12 protein-coding genes are annotated in these 20,987 nt (G+C 61.6%); 4 read left to right on the top strand and 8 right to left on the bottom strand.

The genetic code is table 11. From position 1 onward, the window contains the following. The first annotated feature begins 173 nt into the window (after positions 1 to 173). From AC1DZP_RS06740 to AC1DZP_RS06730, 3 genes are all read left to right on the top strand, one after another. Positions 174 to 3,671 (top strand): autotransporter, encoded by a 3,498-nt coding sequence (locus AC1DZP_RS06740; protein WP_477301019.1) that lies wholly within the window; start codon positions 174 to 176, stop codon positions 3,669 to 3,671. A gap of 255 nt (positions 3,672 to 3,926) precedes the next feature. Next, positions 3,927 to 5,036: an OmpA family protein gene (locus AC1DZP_RS06735; RefSeq protein ID WP_477301017.1), complete on the top strand. Its 1,110-nt coding sequence runs from the start codon at positions 3,927 to 3,929 to the stop codon at positions 5,034 to 5,036. A gap of 19 nt (positions 5,037 to 5,055) precedes the next feature. After that, positions 5,056 to 6,300, top strand: coding sequence for a caspase family protein (locus AC1DZP_RS06730; protein WP_477301015.1), 1,245 nt, complete (start codon positions 5,056 to 5,058; stop codon positions 6,298 to 6,300). A gap of 30 nt (positions 6,301 to 6,330) precedes the next feature. Here the strand turns inward: AC1DZP_RS06730 and AC1DZP_RS06725 are convergent, their stop codons facing one another. Then, on the bottom strand, positions 6,331 to 6,909 hold the full coding sequence (locus tag AC1DZP_RS06725) for a DUF6931 family protein (protein ID WP_477301013.1): 579 nt from the start codon (positions 6,907 to 6,909) through the stop codon (positions 6,331 to 6,333). 191 nt (positions 6,910 to 7,100) lie between these two features. On the opposite strand from AC1DZP_RS06725, the gene AC1DZP_RS06720 reads away from it, so the two are divergent. Then, entirely contained in the window at positions 7,101 to 7,637 is a 537-nt protein-coding gene (locus AC1DZP_RS06720; RefSeq protein WP_095080743.1) for an OmpA family protein, read from the top strand. Between the two features lie 36 nt (positions 7,638 to 7,673). Here the strand turns inward: AC1DZP_RS06720 and AC1DZP_RS06715 are convergent, their stop codons facing one another. The 7 genes from AC1DZP_RS06715 to tssL form a co-directional block, all read right to left on the bottom strand. Further along, positions 7,674 to 9,320, bottom strand: a complete 1,647-nt coding sequence (locus AC1DZP_RS06715; protein WP_477301011.1) for a caspase family protein — start codon at positions 9,318 to 9,320, stop codon at positions 7,674 to 7,676. 205 nt (positions 9,321 to 9,525) lie between these two features. Continuing rightward, the gene (locus AC1DZP_RS06710; RefSeq protein ID WP_477301009.1) at positions 9,526 to 11,856 is read right to left on the bottom strand and encodes a M23 family metallopeptidase; all 2,331 of its coding nucleotides are present in this window, start codon (positions 11,854 to 11,856) and stop codon (positions 9,526 to 9,528) included. Beyond that, positions 11,853 to 12,263, bottom strand: a complete 411-nt coding sequence (locus tag AC1DZP_RS06705) for a DUF1036 domain-containing protein (protein ID WP_167391941.1) — start codon at positions 12,261 to 12,263, stop codon at positions 11,853 to 11,855. The genes AC1DZP_RS06710 and AC1DZP_RS06705 overlap by 4 nt, the downstream gene beginning before the upstream one ends. Before the next feature lie 108 nt (positions 12,264 to 12,371). Next, positions 12,372 to 14,843, bottom strand: a complete 2,472-nt coding sequence (locus AC1DZP_RS06700; RefSeq protein WP_477301007.1) for a serine/threonine-protein kinase — start codon at positions 14,841 to 14,843, stop codon at positions 12,372 to 12,374. 5 nt (positions 14,844 to 14,848) lie between these two features. Further along, complete coding sequence (locus tag AC1DZP_RS06695; RefSeq protein ID WP_477301005.1) at positions 14,849 to 15,622, bottom strand: PP2C family protein-serine/threonine phosphatase; 774 nt, start codon at positions 15,620 to 15,622, stop codon at positions 14,849 to 14,851. Between the two features lie 130 nt (positions 15,623 to 15,752). Further along, entirely contained in the window at positions 15,753 to 19,313 is a 3,561-nt protein-coding gene (gene tssM / locus AC1DZP_RS06690) for a type VI secretion system membrane subunit TssM (protein ID WP_477301004.1), read from the bottom strand. Positions 19,314 to 19,335: 22 nt separating this feature from the next. Beyond that, positions 19,336 to 20,847: a type VI secretion system protein TssL, long form gene (tssL, locus tag AC1DZP_RS06685; RefSeq protein ID WP_477301002.1), complete on the bottom strand. Its 1,512-nt coding sequence runs from the start codon at positions 20,845 to 20,847 to the stop codon at positions 19,336 to 19,338. Positions 20,848 to 20,987 lie beyond the last annotated feature (140 nt).

The following is a 20,987-nucleotide window of genomic DNA, read 5'->3' as shown; positions in this document are numbered from 1 at the left end:
CGCCACAGATGGCCTTATAGTGGTCCGAGGGCGAACGTCTAACCATTGCCGCAGAGCAGCCCGCCACGTACACTCAAGGTCAAGCAAGTCGACGAGCCCCATCAGATGGGTCGGGGACCTATCTTAATTGCCTTAATTTGTGACGGTATCGATTTCTCGTAAGGTGGAGTCGAATGAGAGTGCCGCGCGAGGCCTATCAGTTGGCAGGTGTTTCGCTGCTCGCGTTGGCGGCCGCATCCACTTTCCAAATATCCGGCGCGGCAGCCTGCTCCGCTGCCGCGAGCGGCACCGCGACAACGGTTGGCTCAGGCATCTCGGCCGTGACGACGTTCGAAACGACGTCGGTCACGGTCAAGTGCACAACAACGGGAAATGTCCAGGACATCAACGGCGCATTCGCGACAGGGTTCAAGGGTTACCAAGGGCAAGACAACAGCTCGTCGACTGTCATCGTCAACAATTATGACGGCAATGGCGACGACATTGTAAGCATCGTTGGCGGCATCCTGGACAACATTACGGCTACGCCCAACGTAAGTGGCCTGCCGCCGATAACGTCGGAGGTTACGACCACCTTGGAGCCGGGAGCGGGGATCGTCCAACTCCTTGGCGGCAACGACCAGTTTGAGATGTCATATGGGGATTTCGACGGCGAGCCATTCGGCCCCAACGTCATGGCCAATCTCAATACCGGGGCGGGCGATGACAAGGTCGTCATCCAGGCCGGCAGCATTCAGGACATCGACCTTGGCGAAGGCAATAATTCGCTGGAGATGACCGGCGGTCAAATCAACGGTTCAGTCTTCGGCGGAGATGGCATCGACACCATCACCATTGGCAGCGATACAAGCGTCGTCGATGGCGCCGGCGGCGTTGTCACCGGATCTGTTTTCACCAATGGCGGCGCCGATATCGTCACCATCAAGAACGGCGCCATAGTTTATGGCGACTCGGAAGGAGGAGGTTCTATCGGGCTTGGCGACGGCGACGACCATTTCACCATGACCGGTGGCATCCTCGAAGGTAGTCTGAGCGGCGACGGTGGCAACGACACGCTGGTTGTCAGCGGTGGCGCGATCCACAGCTACGTGACCGGAAACGCAGGCGACGACCAGATCACGATCAACGGCAATGCCGCGATCGATCTCTACGTTGATGGAGATATCGGAAACGACACGATAACGGTCGGCGGCAGAGCCACCATCGGCGGCAGCATATTCGGCAACGAAGGCAACGACACCGTCAACATCAACGGCGGCACCATCGGGACGACCGCGGCTCCGGGCATCGTCGACCTCGGCGACGGCGCCGATATTTTCAACATGACCGCGGGCCGTGTGACCGGTTCGGTTTTCGGCGACGGCGGCGGCGACACCTATGACGTGAGCGGCGGTAGGATTGACGGTTCGATTTTCGCCGGCAGCCAGAACGACAACGTCACGATCTCGGGCAACGCCAGTATCGGGATCGATCTTGGTGAGGGTGGGGACGGCGTCGATTCTGTCGGCCTGGAAGATGGCAACGACAGCTTCCTGATGACCGGCGGCACGCTCGGCGGCGCCGTGAGCGGCGGCGCGGGCAATGATACGATCGATCTGCGCGGCGGCACGATAAACAGTTTTATCGAAGGCAATGATGGCAACGACCGGATTTTTGTATCCGGTGGCGTAGTAACCGGTGAAATCATCGGTGATCTCGGCAACGATACAATCACCATCAGCGGCGGAACGATCGCTGGGTCGGTTTCCGGCAATGACGGCGATGACCACATCAGCATCTCGGGCGGCACCATCGCCAGTTCGGTCAACGGCGGCACCGGCAACGATACGATAACCGTCAGCGGCGGCGCCATCACTGGGAACGTAACTGGCGACGACGGTGATGATACCGTAGCCGTCTCCGGCGGAACCATCCACGGCAGTGTCAGCGGCGGTGCCGGATTCGACCAGGTTTCAGTTTCGGGCGGCACCATCGAGGGTGGCATCGACGCAGACCACGTCCATCTCTCCGGCGGCACGATTGGCGGCAGCATCACCGGAATCGGCGCCAACACGCTGATCATCGATAATGTGGGCACGGTCGATCCGCTCAACCTAGCCGACGGGGTCCTGTTCAGCGGCACGGGAGCCAACGGCACCGTCACAGGCACCGACCTCGCTGCCGGCGGCAAGAGCCAGAACTTCACCGGCTTCGACAATTTTTCGGCCAACGCCTCCACGCTCCGCTTCAGCGGTGGCACGCAAGGCATCAACCAGCTCAATCTCGGCAACGGTTCGACGCTTTTCATCAACGGCAACGTCAACATGCCAGGTTCGATCATCGCGACGAATTCGCTGATCAACATGACGGACGGTGCAGCCAACGACGTGTTGACGCTCGGCGGCCTTACGCTCAACGGCGCCAGGATCAGCCTCGACATCAACCAGCAGACGTTGCAGTCGGATCAACTGGTTGCCAGCGCGTTTTCCGCCACAGGCGCCAACACCATCATCGTCAATCTGCTGGGCACGCCGCAATTCGCCCAAGCGACCGATATCCCGCTCATCGTCTCGACCGGCGGACCGATTGCCGGAACCTTCAGCGTCGTGGGCATTCCCGGCACGCCGGGTTCGCTTTTCACCTATGAGGTCGTAACTGGCCCGAATGGCGGCTTGTTCCTGCGTGCTACTCCGGCCAATTTTGGTATTGCCGCGGCGCCCACCAGCGCCACCAACGCCGGCGCGGTCACGGTGGCAATCGACGCCCTCTACGGCATAAACCGTGATGCGATCGATGCTGACCTCAACCTCTCGCCCGCAACCGGGGGGGCAATGGTGCCGGTTTCGTCCAGCTTCGGCGTCTTCGCCTCCGGCCAGTTCGCCCATACCGAGCATGACGGCTACGACATCAGTGGCGGCGGTTTGAATGGCCCCGGCCCGAGCTTCGATGCCAATGATTTTTCGGCCGCCATCAGCCTGGATTTCAATGCCGCCAAACACTTCCAGTTCGACAATGAGTATGGCCTGAACCTCGGCGTTTTCGCCGGTTATGCCTCGACCGATGTCAACCTCGGCGGGTTCCGGGGATTTGACGCCATCGGAGAAGGCACCAACAAGGCCGGCATGTTCGGCGGCTACGCGCTGTTTCGCAAGAACTACGACTACGCGCTGGTCTCCGCCTCCGGCTTCATTGGCGGAAGCGATGTGACGAGCGGCGTGCTCGGCACCTCGGGCAGCTATGACACCGAGGGCTATGCGGTTACGGCATCGGTCGGCCACATCTTCAAGCTGAGCGAGCGCACCCGTTTCGATCTGCGCGGCGGCCTGCTTGGCGTTTCGTTCCGTGGCGATCCCTACACCGACAGCGGCGGCAACGAGTTCGGCAAGAGCCGGCTTTCTTTTGGCGCGATCAAGTTCGAGCCCGGCATCTATGGCGATTACACGCTAAGCAACGGCATGGTGATCAGCCCGTATGCGCGGGGCGAATTGCAGCAGCGTTTCGGCTACAAGAACACGACCGAAATCGACACCAGGGAGATCGACTTCGACGATGCCGATTTTTCCGCCGCGCTGTCGACCGGCTTCAACCTGAAGGTGTCGGAGTTGACCACCGTCAACGGCGAAGTCCGTGGCAAGGCGTCGTCCGACAGTTCCACCGTCGGCGCCAAACTCGGAGTGAAAATCGCCTTCTAGCTAATGCATGTCGCCCAAAAGTGGCCCGGTTTGGGAGAACGACATGCATAAAACAGAGACCTAAAGCGCGTCGTCTGAATCCATTCAGACGACGCGCTTTAGTGTGGCGGATCCGAAATTCGTGTCACCTGGAAATGGCGCACCGCGCAATCAGCAGATGCTCGCCAAGCGAGAGCAAGTGTTCTATGCTCTCCATCGACACCGCATGGTCGTGATGTCGATACGGAAGTCTGTTGTCATAGGCAGGGGGGTTCCATGTTCGAAGTCGTCGGATTCTGGTGGAAGTCACGGTCAAGAAGCTGGCTCGCCATAGAGACGCTTGGCTTGATCGTTGCGCTTTCCGTGTTGCTTTTGCCCGGCCTTGGAAGCGCGAACGCACAGCCGAACTGGACGCTCGATCCGACCGCTTCGGTACTCACCTATCAGTCGGTCAAGAAGAACACGATCGTCGAAACCAACAAGATCAGGAATATCTCCGGCAGCCTCAGTTCGGCCGGTGATGCCAAAGTCTCCTTCGACCTCAACTCGGTCGATACGGGGGTCGACCTTCGCAATGTCCGCATGCGGTTCCTTTTCTTCGAGACATTCAAGTTTCCGACCGCTGAATTGACCGCAAAGGTGGATCCCGCGGCATTTGCCGACCTGGCGACTAAGCGGCGTGTGAAAGCCGTTCTTCCATTCCGTCTCAACCTTCACGGGGTCGACAAGGATCTCTCGGCCAACATCGTGGTGACCATGATCAGCGACAACATGGTGTCGGTCGCGTCGGAGGCTCCTGTTGCCGTGCATGTGGAAGATTTCGGGCTGCTGCCGAACGTCGACAAACTCCAGCAGGCGGCCAATGTGACCAATATTGTTCCGACGGCTTCGGTGTCGTTCGATTTCGTGTTCACCGCTGACGGCAGCAAACCTGCCACTGTGCAAACCGTCGTGGCGAGTGCTGCCGACGTCGGCCCTGTCGCCACCGATGCGGCGAAGACCAACTTCAGCGACGAGGAGTGCCTCAACAGGTTCGCGGTGCTGTCGCGCACCGGAGCTATCTATTTTCGAACGGCGAGCGCGCGGCTCGACAGCCAAAGCCGCCCGCTGCTTGCGGAGGTCGTCGGCGTCGTTGGCAAGTGCCCGGGCCTCAAGGTCGAGGTTTCCGGACACACCGATTCCGATGGGTCGCCTGTCGAGAACAAGCTCTTGTCGGAGCGCAGGGCTCAAGCCGTTGCCGACGCCATTGTCGCCGCGGGCATTCCTCGCACGCAGATCACGGCGACCGGCTACGGTGAGGATCATCCGGTTGCCGCCAACGACACGCCGAAGAACAAGGCGCTCAATCGGCGGATCGAGTTTTCCGCCACCAAGCTCGTCAACTGAGGAAGGATCTGTTGTCCCGGTGAGTTTCGATCTGATTGCCCGTTGCGGTGGCCTTATGCGCGGCATCGGGCTTGTCGCGCTGGCACTGCTTTTGACGTTGTCGGCCGCCAGTGCCGAACGCCGTGTTGCGCTGGTCCTTGGCAATTCCCAGTATCAGCATGCCCCGGCGCTGACCAATCCGGTACGCGACGCCCAGGCCATGGCCGAACGCCTGAAGAGCCTGGACTTTGAAGTCGTTTCCGGCTTCGACCTGACCAAATTGCAGACCCAGACGACGATTGCACAGTTCGCAAAGCAGGTTCGCGGCGCCGACATCGCCCTTTTCTTCTATGCCGGCCACGGGTTGCAGGTTTCAGGCAGCAATTACCTTCTTCCGGTCGATGCAGCGCTTGAGGACGAGACCTCGCTCGATTTCGAGGCGGTGCCGGTGGATTTCGTTCTGCGGCAGATGTCGCGCGAGACCAGCATAAGGCTGATCTTCCTCGATGCCTGTCGTGACAACCCGCTTGCCGAGGTGTTGGCAAAGACCGCCGGCGTCAAGGGAGCAAAAAGCGGCCTTGCCGAAATCCCGATCGAGAACGGTGGCGCCGGCACGCTTGTCGCGTTCGCCACCAGTCCTAGCCAGGTCGCCTATGACGGATCGGGCGAACACTCGCCGTTCGCTTCGGCGCTGCTCGCGCATATGGGCGAAACCAATGTTTCCATCACCGAAGCGATGAACCGCGTTACCGCCGATGTCTTCAAGGCAACCGCCGGCAAGCAGCGTCCCTGGATCAATGTCTCGCTGACCACCGAGGTCGTCCTGCACAAGATCGATCTCAACGCGCCGCTGATCGTGGGCGAGGCGACCGCTCCGCAACCTGAAGGCGGCTCGGAGGTGCGCAACGCCACGGCAAATCCGTCGGGCTCCGGTGACGACGCCCAGCTGGCACTCAATGTGCTGCGTCAGAAAATCCCGAAACTTGCCTCGGACGACCCCATCTTTTTCAACCACCCTATCGATTTCGGTGATCCGGAAATCGACGGCAAAAGCATTGCCGAGCTCATCAAGAGCAAGCCGCGCTTCAGTCCGGTGGAGGGATTGGACAAGTCGGTATGGGAAGGCAAGCACTGTGATGGCTGCCATCAATGGAACGAGGAGCGGCTGTGCGAACAGGCGAAAAATTTCGCCGCCAACGATGTCTCTGTCTTGCGCCTGCAGCATCCGCTTGGAACGCGCTTCAAGGTGGCGCTGGCCAAATGGGCTCAAGGCGGCTGCAAGTAAGGCAGGATGGGTGACGGACGCTGTGACGCTCTAATATGCATCCGCTGATTGGCGCAGCGCCTCGATCTCTGCCATCTGGATGCCCATTTCGACAAATGCCGAAAGAACGGAAAAGCGGTCCGCGAGCGCGACACGTGCCAGTCCGGCCAGAATCCCGGCATTGACTGCATGGGCGGCAGGAAAGGGTTGCAAGGCCGATGCCATCGTCGCGGCCCTGGCCGAACCATTGTCGCGCCATCCCGCCGCCAGGGCAATCCAGCCGACTGGCGTTGTTGGCGGTGTCGCCGCGGCTGTGCTGACGGCTGCCCGAAGGTGGGGACTGTCCGGTTCACCCACCCAGTCGCGGACAAGCGCGAGCAATTCGTGATCGCTCTCGTCGAACAGGTCGGTCAGGTGGCTCAGGCATTCATGGGCCCACCAGACCGCGGCCCGCTCGGGAAGCAGGTAGGCACAGAATGTAATCGCTTCCTCGGGAACGCGTCCGGCGAGGAGGCCGCGGCAAAACTCGATCGGTTGCTGTTCGGTTGGAGGGGTTCTCATGTCCCGGGCAATAGCGGGACAAGCCGTGAAAAGATCCCGTGCCGTTTTGAATCGGAGCCCATTGGCCATGACCGCCGCGCTTTCATCGAGGAACTCCGGCCACTCAAGCCCCAGGCGCGGCGCGGGTCAAGTCTCAACCCGTGACACGGCAACAACTCTCGGCATTGTCGTGCCCCCAGCGTTTGTCGACAGACAATTGCCTGGGAATTTGGTATGATCACAGTCGCTCGAAATCTGGTGCTCAAACAGGAGGAGCCGCTATGCAGTGGAGCAGTTCAGCCTTTGTGTTGGCGGTCGTGTTTTGCTCGACCCACGCTTTCGCCGACCCCGTTCAGAAATCAGAAGACATTGTGAAGTTTTTTGCCGGTGCGGCCGATCTCGGCAAGTCGCGAGGAATTTGTGTCGGCTCCGAGGAGGAGTGCAAAAGCAAGAGCAAGGCAGGCGACGCGCCGGGAGAAAAAACCGGCCTCGACATGATGATCAATTTCGGCCTGGATTCGGCCGAACTCAACCCGACTGCGCGCGCTGAACTCGACGAGTTCGCCAAGGCCCTGAAGGACAACCGGTTGAGCAAGTTCAACTTCGTCGTCGAAGGCTACACCGACGCCACTGGCACGGTGCACTACAATGAGGGTCTGTCACAACGACGAGCGCAATCGGTGGCAGCATTCCTGACGGCCAGCGGCATCGACACAGCACGCCTAAACGCGATCGGCATGGGCGAAAAGAATCCGCGCAGCCCCAATCCGTACGATCCGGTGAACCGCCGCGTGGAAATGCGGATAAAGACGCAATAGCCGCCCAAACCACGGCGGTTCTTCGAATGTCGGCTGTCAGTTCTTGAGCACGCCACCCACGACCACACCGGTGCCGAAGATCAGCGCCTTGGTGAGGAAGTCGTTGTTGTCCTGGCGCGGCGGAAGATAATCCTCTCGCGCTACGGTCTCACGGTTGCGCCGCTTCTGAACAACCTTCTGTTGTTTGCGAGGTTTCTGTGCCACCGGCCGCGACGTGCTGACCTTCTGCACCATCTGCTTTTTCGGCTGCGCCGCACGGTCTTGATCGGCGGCGTATCTGGCGCGCACGCCTTCCATCATCGGATCTGTCTGGATCACGAGGAACGCAAGTTGCTCGCGCGTCAAATAGCTGGTCTGCGGGAGACCGTTCTTCGCTTGCCAGATGCCGATCGCCTGTCGGGTCTGAGGGCCCATGTTTCCGTCGATGCGCCCAAGCTCATTGCCCAACGCTTCGATGCGCAATTGCAGGTCGATGCGCCCCTGGCGATCGAGGCCGATCGCACTTTCCGTCAACTCGGTGCCCGGTGTCTGCTCCATCGCGTCCGGAACGCCGACCGAGGTGCGCACGGTAGAACCGGAACTGGCGTTCGCCTGGTCCGCATCGAGTGCCGCGACCTGCCGATTTTGGGCCTTCGGGTCGTTCAATTCGTTGATGCTCAACCGCGCCACGGTGGCGAAGCGACCGTTCGGAAACTGGTCGAGATAGGCCTCGTAGAACGGAATGGAACTGCGCTTGGAAGCCTCGTCCCAAAGGCGTTGCTCGACTTCCCACGAAGGGGCATCACTGGCAGCAGGGACAGCAGCGGATGTCGCCGCGGCGTTCGATACCCCGGCCACGGGATTTGCGGCAGGCGCGGCTGGCGCGACGGGTTTGCCCAGGAAAACCTCGCGTCCGAGCGATGCGTTGTGCCAGGGCCTCTGGCGACCTTGCGTGGTCTCGGTCACTTCGCCGCGCACGCGCGTCAGCGCGCCCTGGATTTCGACGCCGGGTTCGGTCAGATGCCTGGCGAGCGCCGTTGAGTACGGACTGTCGGCCCCGTTGCCGTCGAAAGCGATGGCGCCGGGATCCGTTGCGTAGGCAATCAGGAGGCCGCCGGTTCCGATGCCCTCCGATCTTGCTTCGACCGGCGCCAAACCGGTGCCCAACGAGGTGGAACGGCTCTTCGGCATCGAGGCGGCCAACGTTCTTGCCAGCGGATTGTCGCGGCATGCATCGAGGATGATGACGCCGACCGCCGGGTCGGGCGGCAACGCAGCCATGAAGTCGTCGATCTGAATGGTACGGGTCTTGAGATAGGCCGGCGACGTCAGGTCGGCGTCGACCGGTATCAGGTAGTTCTTGCCGTCGACCTGCATGCCGTGACCGGCATAGAAAATGACCGCGAGGTCCGCGTCATAGGATTGTTCGGTAAACCGGCTGATCAGACTGTGCATACCTTGATTGTCCTGGTCGACCCCTTCGATCACCTCGAACCCGGCATTGCGCAGCGTCGATGCGATGAGATGGGCATCGTTGGCGGGGTTGGGCAAGGTAACCGCATGGACATAATTGCTGTTGCCGATCACCAGCGCGACGCGCTTGGCGTTGGGCGCGGCAGCCTCGGCGCCGGCGGCAGCCTGGGCGCCGAATGCGGCAAGGAAAAGCAGGACAATCCCGCTCAGAGAGACGGCGAACGCTTTCATGGATCAGCCCTCCGCCCACCGGGGCGCGCTGTTGATGTCTGCACATGCCAGGTTTCGTCAGCGACTGAGTCGCCTCTGCCAAAAAATGGCTCCTGGGCGTATGTGATCTTGACCGCAGTCCTGGTTCACAAACGGCCCGAAAAAAATGTCCATGGTATCAATTGGCAGCACGAACACCTGAGAGGCTCGTGCCGCGCCGGCAGGTTCAAAGCGTATTCTGTGCCGAGCTTATAAGGGCCGTGATGGCCTGCTTGTATTTTTCGAACTCCGGCGATGTCTGGCGGATCTCGGTGGTCGTTGTCTGTGGGCCGGCGTCGGTGGCCACGCGGCTCAGCCTTTGGCCCATTTTCCTTTCGGCCCAGTCCACCACGTAACTGGCTGTCTTGCCGGTGAGGAACGGGTTGGCCTGGATGACGGCTGATCCGAGCACAGCGCTCAGCTGCGCCGAACCCGTCGCCGACAGCACCTGATGCGCGCCTTCCATGCCCAGGAAATGACAGAGATACAGCCGGCCGGCGGTGATCTGGTGACCGCGCGCCCGAAGATAGGCCTCGCCTTCGCGCGCCAGATTGCGCACCATCTCACGCGAGATCGTGGCGTCGTAGCGCAGAGCGAGCAGGTCGGCGGTCGACAGCGTGCGCGCCAGTTCCGGGCGGTAGGTATTCATCATCCTGATCCAGGTCTTGGTTATGAACTGGCCGGCGCCGGTCGCTGAAGAATTTGGATTCTTGGCGCGAGCGCTGCCACCACTTTCGACATGGACGATACGGTCGGTGAGCGTTTCGACGGCGGAATCGTCCGACGCGATCGCGGTAACCGTGCCCAGGGGGTCGATGGCCTCGCCGTTCTGATAAAGTTCGAAATGCAGGTGAGGCCCGGTCGAGAGGCCGGTGGTGCCGATGTAGCCAATGATGTCGCCGGCTTTCACCTTGGTGCCGACACCGGCCGCGATGGCAAATTTCTGCATGTGCGCATAGCGCGTCTCGCGCCCGTTTCCATGCGAGATCTTCACCAGATTGCCATAGCTGCCGCCATCGCCCTGGAAAGTGATCTCGCCATCGAAGGCCGCTTCGATCGGCGTGCCGACGGGCGCCGCCCAGTCGACGCCCTTGTGGATGCGAACGGTCCCGAGGATTGGGTGCTTGCGTGGCCCGAAGGTGGAGGTCATGACCCCGTTGACCGGCGTGACCATGCCGTTGGTGACTGTCAGCGAACGAACCAGATCGTCACCCGTGACGCACGCAAACTGGCCGTCGCTCTGCCGGAAGACGAAACAGTCCAGGCTCTTTTCGGTGCCCTGGACGCCCACATACAGCACTCGCCCGGCACCTTCCTCCTTGCCGCGCGGCGTCTGCGAATAGATCAGCACAAGACGCTGGTCCTCGCTTGCAAAGGCGTCCAGGTCCTGTCCTCTCGAGAGATACATGATCGCTTCGCCGATCACCCCGGTCGGAACACTGTTGCGGGCTGCTGTCGAGTAGATCGCGTCAAGCAGACGGTACTGCCTTTTGTGCGTGCCTTCCGCCTGTGCGCCCGAATAGTTGAACAGATCCTCGCGGACCCAGGGATCGACGCCCGACACGAACGCGCCCGCGGCATTGCGCGTCAGCGTGCCGACAAACACGTTCTTGGCATAGATCGAAACCTGCATGAGGGACATCGTGGTCGTCTCGCGCGTCGGCCTGAAACCGCGCATGGCAACGACATAACCCGGTTCCAGACCGTCCCGGTTGAAAAGCGCCTTCAAGGCCTCGCCTGCGAGCTTGGCATCGTCGGCGGAGAAATGTGCATCGAGCGCAACGCTGTCCAGGCTGCGGTCGTTGAGGATCTTCACGAACGTGTCTTCGGTCGCCTCGAACCGTTGATACTCATTGGTGACGACTGCCACGCTTGTGTTGTTTTCGATCTGGGTCTTCTGGAATGCGGGAAGGGCGGCGTCGCCCGCATCGATCGTTTCACCCCAGCCGGCTTCGGGATCGTCGGCATCCGCCTTCTGGTCCGAAGCTGGCGCGGGTTCCCCCGCCGCGGGCGATGGCTCAAGATCGTTTTGCAGATCGCCGGTTGGCGCGGCAGTGGTCTTTCTCTGCGCCTGGAAGAAGGCAAAATCCTCCTGCGTCGACGGTATCGTCGTCATGAATTTTTCGCTGGCGCTAAGCATGACGTCGGACAGGATTTCGATCTGGGGCGAAACGTCGGATTGATCGAGTTCCGCCGGGCGCGGGATCACGCGGCCCTTCGTTGCGGCGCCGGCATCGGGCGCGAGCGTGATCCACATCGGGTCCCCGGCCAGGTCGATAATGGCGGGCACGTAGACAGACGCATCGGCCGGCACATCGTCCACGCCTTCGACCGCGTGCAACTCCTCGTCTTCGTCGCCGAACGACCAATAGTCCGCGGTGAGATAGAAACCGGCGGCGATCGAAAACAGGACAACCACCGCGAGGCCGGCCAGGAGCCTGCGCCAAAGCGTGCGCCTGCGAAGGGCAGCGCGCGCCTGCTTTTTCTGCCTGAAACTCGTGTCGATATTGTGCGTCACGGATTACTTCCAGTCAGGAAGAAGGTCCACCGCACCTGTTCAAGCGTGTCGACTTCGAGAAATTGCGCCGCTATGTGGCCGCGCTGCCAGCATTCGTCGATGCCGCGTATCGAGAAACGTCTTCGCTCGATGCACATTTCGGTCGATCCGGTGAGGATCGCATGGCCGAACACGTCCGTTGCATAGATGTAGATGTAGCGGTTCGTCAGTTCCTCGCGGATGACGTTCACGCATTGATTTGCGCCGATGGTCCACCAGCCGTCGGTCTGGTCCGCATTGTCGACCTTCTGGCCGACGGCGAGATTGACGACATCGAGCGTCTGGTTGCAGACCGTGAATTCGGCGCGCGCCTCGCCGGATGACAGCACGGCCAGCAGTGCGGCGCCTGACAAGACCGCAAGCCTCATGCGGCCCGTCAGGGCGAGCAGGGTGGCTCGAATCGGACCACGCTGCTTTATCGGCAGGTCGGCAGACGATTGCGGCAAACACGAGCGGGGTTCCATCGGGCGCCCATGCTATCCGCCGAGCCGGAAATACTTGGCCGTGGCTGAGAACTGAGATCCGTCGGTCTCGATTTCTTCGAGAATCTTGGGGAGCAGCACCGAAGCTGGTGTGGGCGTGGAGAACGCAGCCGCCCGAATATCCTTGGGGCCGGTGATCACCATTATGATCTGCGGCACCGCCTTTCCGGCGGCCTGGTCGGCGGCGCCGAGACCGATCGGGATTCTGAAGGTGACCTTGTCCGGTTTTACGACGACGCGCTCGTCGAGATTGAACACCATGCCTTTGTGATCGATCAGCAGCACGCTGGAAATGAGCCCGCCACGCGTCACCAGCGTGCCGCTGATCGGCGTACCGTTCGGCACCGACGTCCGATCGAGAACAAGCTGCGGCTTGTCGGCCGCGGTCTGCCCCAAAAAGCGCAGAAAGTTGGTGACTTCGCATTGGCTTGGTTCAATGAGGCGGACGCTGATATCCGGCTCGACATGGAATCTTGCCTGGAAATCGCCAAGCATCCGCTCGAATGGCTGAACCTCCGTTCCAAATCCTTCGATCGCGGCGGCCTTGTCGGTTGCCGACGTCATGGTGGCATAAAAACAGTCGCCGCCGCCGAAGTCGCGAACCCAGGAGACTCGTTGCGCGATGTCATCGACGATCGGAGGAACCTCCGGCTTGGGCACGTTCAACCCGACGACAGGCTGGTCAGGCTGTTTGGCTACCGGTGGCGCAGGTTTTTGGCTCTCGGTGTTCGCGACATCCGGCTGGCTTGCCGTGGGTTTGGGCGCCGGCACGGTCGCCTCGGGTGCCGGCACGGTCGCCTTGGGCGCTGCCGGCTGGCTGATCTGTGGCTCAGGCTTTTGGCTCTCGACAACCTCTAGCTGGGCCGGCGGCGGCGTCGAGACCTTCTCGGCTGCTGGCGGGGCTGGAGCAGTCGAGACCGGCGGCGGAGCCGACGTTTGACTGTCGCTGGCCATCGTATCGGGCTGGACTGCCGGCGACACCTTTTCGGGTGGCGGCTGCGCCGCCGTTGCGGATGGCTTCGGGGGTTCTTCGGTCTGCGAGGGGACTTCGGCGGGCTTGGCCGGCTGCGGCTTTTGGGCTGCGGTAGCATCTTGCTGGTTTTCAGCCGGTGGTGCGCTAGACTCCGGTTGCACGGGCGGAACTGGTTTTGCCGGCTCAGGGGCGGTCCCGGCATTGTCCGTGGGTGCCGGCTTTGACGTTTCTGGTGCGGGCTTTGATGGCTCTGGTGCCGAAAGCGATGGCTTGCCGGCCGTCGGCATCGCTGGCGTCATGAAGCCGCTGAGATACAGGCCCGCGCCGGACGCGACAGCCAGCGTCGCCAAGGCAGCGATCGCGATGGTTCGGGTCTTTGTGGATTTTCCAGGGACATCAGCCGTGACCGGACGTGGTGAGCCGGCGAGCGCCGGAGACCGCGGTTGGGACAAATGCGCGGGCCGCACATGCGGGACGAAGGGCTGCCCACCTGAACCTGTTGCCGTTTCGGTGTCGTGCCTCTCGACGTGGGATGGCCGGCCCTGGGTCTTGGTGTCGGGCGAAAGGGCTTCCCCGGTTCGCGGCAAAGCCGGCCGATCGCGGGGTGTGATCGAAGTCGGCGGCGTTGTCTCCTCACTGTCGTCACGGGTCATCCTGGCGATTTCCGCCATGCTGATCGGCCGGTCTTGCGGATCCGGTTGCAGCATGGCTTCGACAATGTCGCGAAAATCATCGTCGATGTCGGAGAGATCAGGCACGGTCCGACGCTTTTCGATGACCTCGAACTGCGACCCGCTCATGTCGATCGGTTTGCCGCGCAAGGCGGCCACCAGCACCAGCCCCAGGCTGTAGATGTCGGACTGCTCGCTGACGTCGCCGCTGTAGAGCCCGAGCTGTTCGGGTGAAACGTAGTTGTACTTTCCCGCGAATTTTCCGCCGATCAAGGTCTCGCCGCCCACGGTCGCCGATCGTGCGATACCGAAATCGATGATCTTTGCGCGGTCGACCCGGCCCCCCGGCAGGATGATGTTGTCAGGAGACAGGTCGCGGTGTATCGCGCCCGCCTGATGCACCGCGCTCAGACCGGACGCGAGGCGATGGCAGAGCTTGCGCACCTCTGCCGTCGGCATCGCGCCACGTCGCATGATGTCGAACAGCGACTCGCCGTCGACGAATTCCATCGCAAGGTAGGGACGGCCGATCCCGGGATCGATCGTGAAGACGTGATACCGCACGACCGCATCATGGGACAGGCGATTGAGGATCAATGCCTCCTTGCGGAACAGGGACAGGATCGTCTGGTCACGGGCGAACTCGGGCAGGACGATCTTGATCGCGACGTGGTCGCCGGTCTGGATGTTATGACCGCGGTAGACCTCCCCCATGCCACCGAATGCGATCCGCTCATCAAGCTCGTAGATGCCGCTGAGTTGCGTGCCTACGGCGGTGTTGGCCATGCCTCCCGATATTCGCGTCTTGTCGTCGGCGCTCATCGGCCTCAACCTCCCGCTTTGTAGAGATCTGGACGTGACGATTGCCCATCGCGCCCGTCGCCGATCTTCACAAGCACGATCGTCACATTGTCAGTGCCGCCACGCGCCAGCACCGTTTCCAACAGTTTTTCGCAGGCCGCCTGAGGTGTCGCGGACACGGTCGCCGCCTCGATCTCGGCGTCGGTGACATGCGCCGTCAGCCCATCGGTGTTCAGCACAAAAATGTCCCCCGGCATGATTTCGCCTTGCTGGAAATCGATGACGATCTCGTCGCTGACGCCGACCGCATGCGTGATGACATTGCGGCGCGGCCAGGTGCGCGCTTCGCTTTCGCTGATCATGCCTCTGTCCACGAGCTCCTGAACTTCGGTATGATCCTTCGAGATCTGCGAGATCGAGGCGTTGCGGATCAGATAGACGCGGCTGTCACCCGCCCACAGGCAGGCAAACCGCCCATCCATCGCCAGCAGGGCGGCAACAGTCGAGCCGATGGTTATGCCGCGGGATTCGGATATCCCGCGGATCTCGGCATTGGCCCTGCTCAGCCTGTCCTCGAAGCGCGCCCGAAGATCAGGTGCGGAGCTGGCAATGCCGATCGTTGCCAGATGATCGACGATACTGGCCGAAGCGACCTCTCCCGCGTCATGTCCACCCATTCCGTCGGCTACCACCCAGAGACCAGTTTGTGGCTCGACCAGATAGTTGTCTTCATTGAGCTCACGGACACAGCCTTTGTGGCTTACCCCGAAGCTCTCAAAGGGAAGGGCGACAGTGTTCACTTTGCCACCAAGCGCTTCTCAAGCGTCCTCTGCGGCGCACTTTCAGGCGCTCGCTAGTGTTACTTTGCCACAGGCTCGAACATTAAAGTATCGAAAACTAAGATCTCTGCGTGGTCTGCGGATCCCCATCTCAAAACGCTTTCGGACAGCTGAACCCGGAAAGCGCGGGGAGCAAGAAGGGGTTGGTGCCGGAGCCTGCCTGGATCGTATAGGTAACGTCGCGGCCGCCGATCACGAAGCGTGCCTGCATATTGCTGTCGCTGCCGATGACGGCAGCCTTGTCCAGAAGCCGCTTCAGCGCCCACGGCCCTTCGAACTTGATGGCGGATTCGCGGCCTGGCATTTCCGGCGTCAGGCTTAGACTGGCGGACGCGGACGATGTACCGATCGGCCAGGTCACGGTGCTTGGCGCGTTACCTGTCTGGTTGCTCTGGACGATCTGACCATCGACATCGAGTATCGCCGTATCGGCGTCGCCATGCAGCGAGAATGGGGTGAAGGTGACGCTGACCAAGGGCACCGAACCGCCCGATGGAAAGAAGGCGCTGCGGATGTCCGCCGCCAGTTGGAAGTCTTTCAGGGTCGATTTCGACAGGTCGCGTCCAAAGCGCGCATCCTGTTTCCAGCTCCAGTCCTGGCCGGTCATGTCGATCAGCGATGCGAGGTTTTGTGCGAAGAACCGGTCCATCAGCCCGCCCGGCGCGAAAAGTTTCGCGAAATCCGCCATGGCAACATCCTCGGTGCCGTCGCCGGCGAAGGGATACCGGCCGTTGATCGCCGCCTCACAGGGAGCCGTCACCGTCTGGTCGAGCATCTGGTTCAAGTTTGCCACCGACGTTTCGGCGACGTTGCCTTCAAACTCATCCGCCGTTGCGTTGACCATCCGGCCAAGTTGCTTGGGCAGACGCGAGACATTGGCGCGAAGGGTGGCTATCTGCAGCTGCAGGTTCGTATTGACGCGCTCCGTCTGCGAAGGAACTTCGGCCGCCAGTTGCAGGCTCTGATAGATATCGCTGAAGTTCTGGGTCAGGGCATCGATTGGGCGGTGTCCGGCAGGGCCGTTCACCAGGGCCTGGAAGGGTCTGAACTGCGCTTCAATGTTCGCACCTGGATTCGGGTTCTGTGTGTCGGCCGCCCTTGTGCCGGCGCGACTTTGCGATTTGCCGGTCGCGATTTGTATGCCGATGCGGGCCAGACCCTTGCCCAGATCTGCGGCGTGCCCCGGCTGGTTTTGAGCCGTACCTGCTTCTTCGGCGCCAGGACCGTTGCCGTCACCAGGGTCTCGCGTCAGCGCTGTTTCGTTGGCGATCGCCGCAAAGAGCTGGTTTATCGGCGAGGTCGGGGAGGCAGCGGCAGAAAGCGCGATGTAGTGCGGCTTGTCCGTCAGCATCGCTTTGAACTTCAACTGGTCGAGGACGCTGTTCCACGCGGCTGCGAACTCCTTCCCGTAGCGATCGAGAAGTTCGGGGCCGAGCTTGAGCAATTGCTGATCGATGTCGCCTTGCTCACCGCCTCCGCCGAGAACCCATTGCTCGTCGACAAGCATCTGCGCAATGCGCGAAAGTTGCGGGAGATAGAAGGTGTGGAAGCCGGCATAGGTGTAGATACCGGGAACACGAAGGCCTGACAGATCGCTGCCGTTGATGCGCTCGAACAGCACTTGCGCTTCCGGGCCGCCTTTCAGGGAAACAGAAAAGTCGTCCAGTGCTGCCGCGTATATCGCTGACCGGATCAATGCGGACGCTCGATCGGCAAGGCTCATGCGCCCGAGAGAACGTTGGGCGGCTTCGACAAGCGGCTGGTTGAGTTCGAAAACCGGATCATAGGCGTCGTCCAATGCCAGCATGGCGCGCAGGTGCTTTTCGAGTTGCTCCCGTCCTTCTCGGTTGTTTTCGCCTGGATATCGGTTCTGCTCCCAATCCTGCTTCATCCAGGAAACGATCAACGCGTCATCGACCTTCGGCGCCTTGCCGCCAAGCATCAGATAGATTTTCAACGGTTCGTAGAGCGCGACGGGATCAGCCATCTTGGCCTGGATCGTCCGCTCGGCCTGGATCAGCAGGCGTGATCGGAACATTCGTTCCAGCCCTTGCCGATAAGCCGTTTTGGATGCCGAAAGAAGTCTCTCCCGCTGACTGAGGCCGAACGTCTCCTCGATCGGAGTCGGCAAGTCACCGGTTTCGAACCCGGCCGGCAGATCGCGCAACTGGTCGAGCGGCCCGATGACGTTTTCGAGGTCGACATCGGTCACCGTCGTGCTTTCGAGCAAGGGTGCCGCCGTCTGGCGGTACTGGCCCATGGCCAGACTTGTGGAGGCGATCAGCGACCGGTTGGCCGCGACGCTCAGGCCGAGCGTACCCAGTGCAGCAGCAGCGACCAAAGCTATTGCGCCGAGGCCGCCAAATCTGGCGATCGCTGCGCGCCTTGCAGCCGCTTTGTCGTACGAAACCCATCCGGATTCGGCAAAAATGACGTTCGTCAGCAGATCATGCAGAAAGAAGCTTTTGCCGGTCCCGGAAAGGTGAGGGCGGGCGTTGCTGCCGAAATCGCGGCCGATTGCGCCCAGCACCTGATCGATCGGCGTTCCCTCTTGCGTGCCTGACGAAAAATAGAGTCCACGCAGGCTCACATTCACCTGGCTGCGCGCCGGATCGAACAGGCCGGCGACAAAACTGGTAATTCGCCCCCGCAGCGCGCCGAACTGCGCCGGAAAGCCAAAGATGGAGATGCGCGTGAGCGGATCGGCCTCGTCCTGGAGGCGGTCGGCCATCTCGTCTGCCAGTCGGTTTGCCAGCACGTCGAATTCGGCAGGAGCCTCGGCGGCCATGTTCCTGTCGCGCTCCGCCGTCTGGAACGTCGCGCCCCACACTTTTCGCCTGCGCGGTTCGTCGAAATCGCCGAAGTAATCCATGAACCCGGAAACAAGATCGGCCTTGGTGAAAAGCAGGTAGACTGGAAACTGGATTTTCAGCGTCTCGTGGATTTCCCTCAGGCGGCTGCGTATCTCGACGATGTGGGCGTCGAGCTGCTGATCGTCGAAGCTCATAAGATCGGCAAGGCTGATGGCCAGGATGACGCCGTTTATCGGTTGTCTGGTGCGGTATTTCTTGAGCAGCGACAAAAAGGCGAGCCAGCTCTTCCTGTCGCTCTCGGCATGGGAGTCCTGCGTCGTGTAGCGTCCGGCGGTGTCGATCAGCACGGCCTGGTCGGTAAACCACCAGTCGCAGGAGCGTGTTCCGCCAACGCCAGCCACCGGCTGGGCGTCCCCCGAACCGGCAAGCGGAAAGTTCAGACCCGAATTGACCAGGGCCGTTGTCTTGCCGGCACCCGGCGGGCCTATGACGACGTACCACGGGATCTCATAGAGGAAGTTGCGCTTGCCACTCGACCGCTTGAGCGCCGCCACGGCCTCATTCATGCGAGCTTCCAGCACCCGCGAATCGTCATCGCGGTCATCATTGTGAGCGACGACGGTCTCGAGTGCCTTTTGCGCCTTTCTCGCTTGCCAGAAGCGCAGCCCGTAGAACAGCGCCGGCGCCGCCACGATCACGCCAATGATGGTTGCGCGCAGCCAGGCGGGCCCCAGTGGCCGGGTATCTGCGAAGCGGATCAATGGCCCGCCAAACCACACTGCCGCCGCGAAGCCGGCCAGCGCGATAACGCTGAACATCCGCAGCAGCCAACGCGTCATGGGCGCTTCCAACAGGCCGTGCTCACAATGTTTCCTCCCTGGGGATCATCACATCGACACGGCGGTTCTTGGCGCGGCCTTCCGGCGTCGCATTGTCGGCGATCGGTTCGTCCTCGCCCTTGCCATCGACCGTCAGTCGCGAGGGATCGCTGAATTTCGGTGCCATCATCGTTTCGACAGCCTTCGCCCGGGCGACGGAAAGGTCGAAGTTGGATTTGAACGGGCTCGACTTTCGCGGTTTCACATTGTCCGTGTGGCCGACGATCCGGATTTGCCCGGGCTCGGGCTGCAGGGCCGCGGCGATGTCGGTGGCAATGGGCTGGAACTCCGGCTTCGCCTCGGCCCTGCCGGACTGGAACAGCAGGACATTGTTGATTTCCACCACGATGAAGTTGCCCTTCGTGCCGATGGTCAGCCCGCCGCCTTCGACTTCCTTGGCCAGTGCCGAACGAATGCGATCAATCTGCGCGGTGGCTGCAGGTGGGGTGGCTTTCACCGGCTCGGCCAACGGCGCCACGCTGGCGCGCTCGATGGCGACCGGTGTCGACGGGTTGAGTGCCAGCAATTCACCGGCGGTGGCGTCGCCCTCATTGGTGATGAAGACCCGCAATGCAAAAAATGCCGCTGTCAGCAGCGCCGTCGCCGCTGCCGCAACGACCCAGAGCGGCAGGCGGGCCGACGGCTGCGCCATGGTCGCCGCCAGGCCCTGCCAGCGCGGCGAGATGTCCTCGCCTGCACGCGCCCTGAAATAGCGAAGCGTCTCGTAGACGTCGCGTCGAACGCGTTCGAGATTGTTGTCTTCGCGCCTCACGCCCCGGTACTGGCCTTCGAAACCCAGCGACAGGCAGGCATGCATCAGTTCGAGCAGATCGTAGTGCGTCTCGGGATTGGCCAGTATCGTGTTCAGGGCTTCGTAGAAGCCTGTGCCGGTGATCTCGGTGTGAAAGAACTGCCGCAGCATGCCGTTTTGAGCCCAGTCGTCGCTCTTGGGCCAAGGCAGGTTGCCTATGAGATCGTCGGCGGTTTCGCACAGAGCAAATTTCGCGATCCGAGCATCCTCTTCGGGAACGCCGGTCTTCTCCATCGTTCGGTCGAATTTTTCGATCGCGTCGGCGACATGTTGCGCCAGTGGCTCCGCTTGTCTTTCGACGGGCATGATCCTGAGCTGCCCGAACAGGATCAGCAAAGGTGCCGCCGCCGCGAGAATAGGGTTTGCCGCGGCGTATTTGACCGTGTCCGCGGCGCCGAACAGGATCGCCTGCTCGACCGCCCGGGCCGGCGCGGCGGCGGAAGAGGCAGCACCGGCCGCGGCGCCCAAAGCCGCACCTTGATAAATCACGGTTCCGGATGCCCAGCCCGGCGGTGTATGCCGCCCGACCCCAGGATCGAACACCGTTGAATCCTTGACCGGAGAGGGTTGGCCTCCGTCAGCGGCAGGTAGCTCGGGAACTGGTGGCGATTTTTTCTCGCGCCGTGGACTTGCGCGAATGACGGTCTTGCCCGCCAGGCCGAAGGGATCGTCCTTCGAGCTCATCGCCGACCGTCCGTGCAGGCGGTGTGGCCGCGATCGGGCGAGATGGGCGCAAAACGGTTGCTGGTCGGGTAATGGAAATACGACCCCCGCCGGCCGTGGCAGTGTCCGGAGGACGATTGACTGGAAAACGCTATCCCACC

It is taken from the genome of Mesorhizobium sp. P2_F8, assembly GCF_056403655.1.
Note: the sequence above shows the minus strand (reverse complement) of the source record. Positions and strands in the feature narration are given on the sequence as shown.

Bases quoted from the DNA above. Each gene is read 5' to 3' on its own strand.
- AC1DZP_RS06740 (WP_477301019.1), top strand. From the start codon at position 174: ATGAGAGTGCCGCGCGAGGCCTATCAGTTGGCAGGTGTTTCGCTGCTC.
- AC1DZP_RS06735 (WP_477301017.1), top strand. From the start codon at position 3,927: ATGTTCGAAGTCGTCGGATTCTGGTGGAAGTCACGGTCAAGAAGCTGG.
- AC1DZP_RS06725 (WP_477301013.1), bottom strand. From the start codon at position 6,909: ATGGCCAATGGGCTCCGATTCAAAACGGCACGGGATCTTTTCACGGCT.
- AC1DZP_RS06720 (WP_095080743.1), top strand. From the start codon at position 7,101: ATGCAGTGGAGCAGTTCAGCCTTTGTGTTGGCGGTCGTGTTTTGCTCG.
- AC1DZP_RS06715 (WP_477301011.1), bottom strand. From the start codon at position 9,320: ATGAAAGCGTTCGCCGTCTCTCTGAGCGGGATTGTCCTGCTTTTCCTT.
- AC1DZP_RS06705 (WP_167391941.1), bottom strand. From the start codon at position 12,263: ATGAGGCTTGCGGTCTTGTCAGGCGCCGCACTGCTGGCCGTGCTGTCA.
- AC1DZP_RS06700 (WP_477301007.1), bottom strand. From the start codon at position 14,843: ATGAGCGCCGACGACAAGACGCGAATATCGGGAGGCATGGCCAACACC.
- tssM (WP_477301004.1), bottom strand. From the start codon at position 19,313: ATGACGCGTTGGCTGCTGCGGATGTTCAGCGTTATCGCGCTGGCCGGC.
- tssL (WP_477301002.1), bottom strand. From the start codon at position 20,847: ATGAGCTCGAAGGACGATCCCTTCGGCCTGGCGGGCAAGACCGTCATT.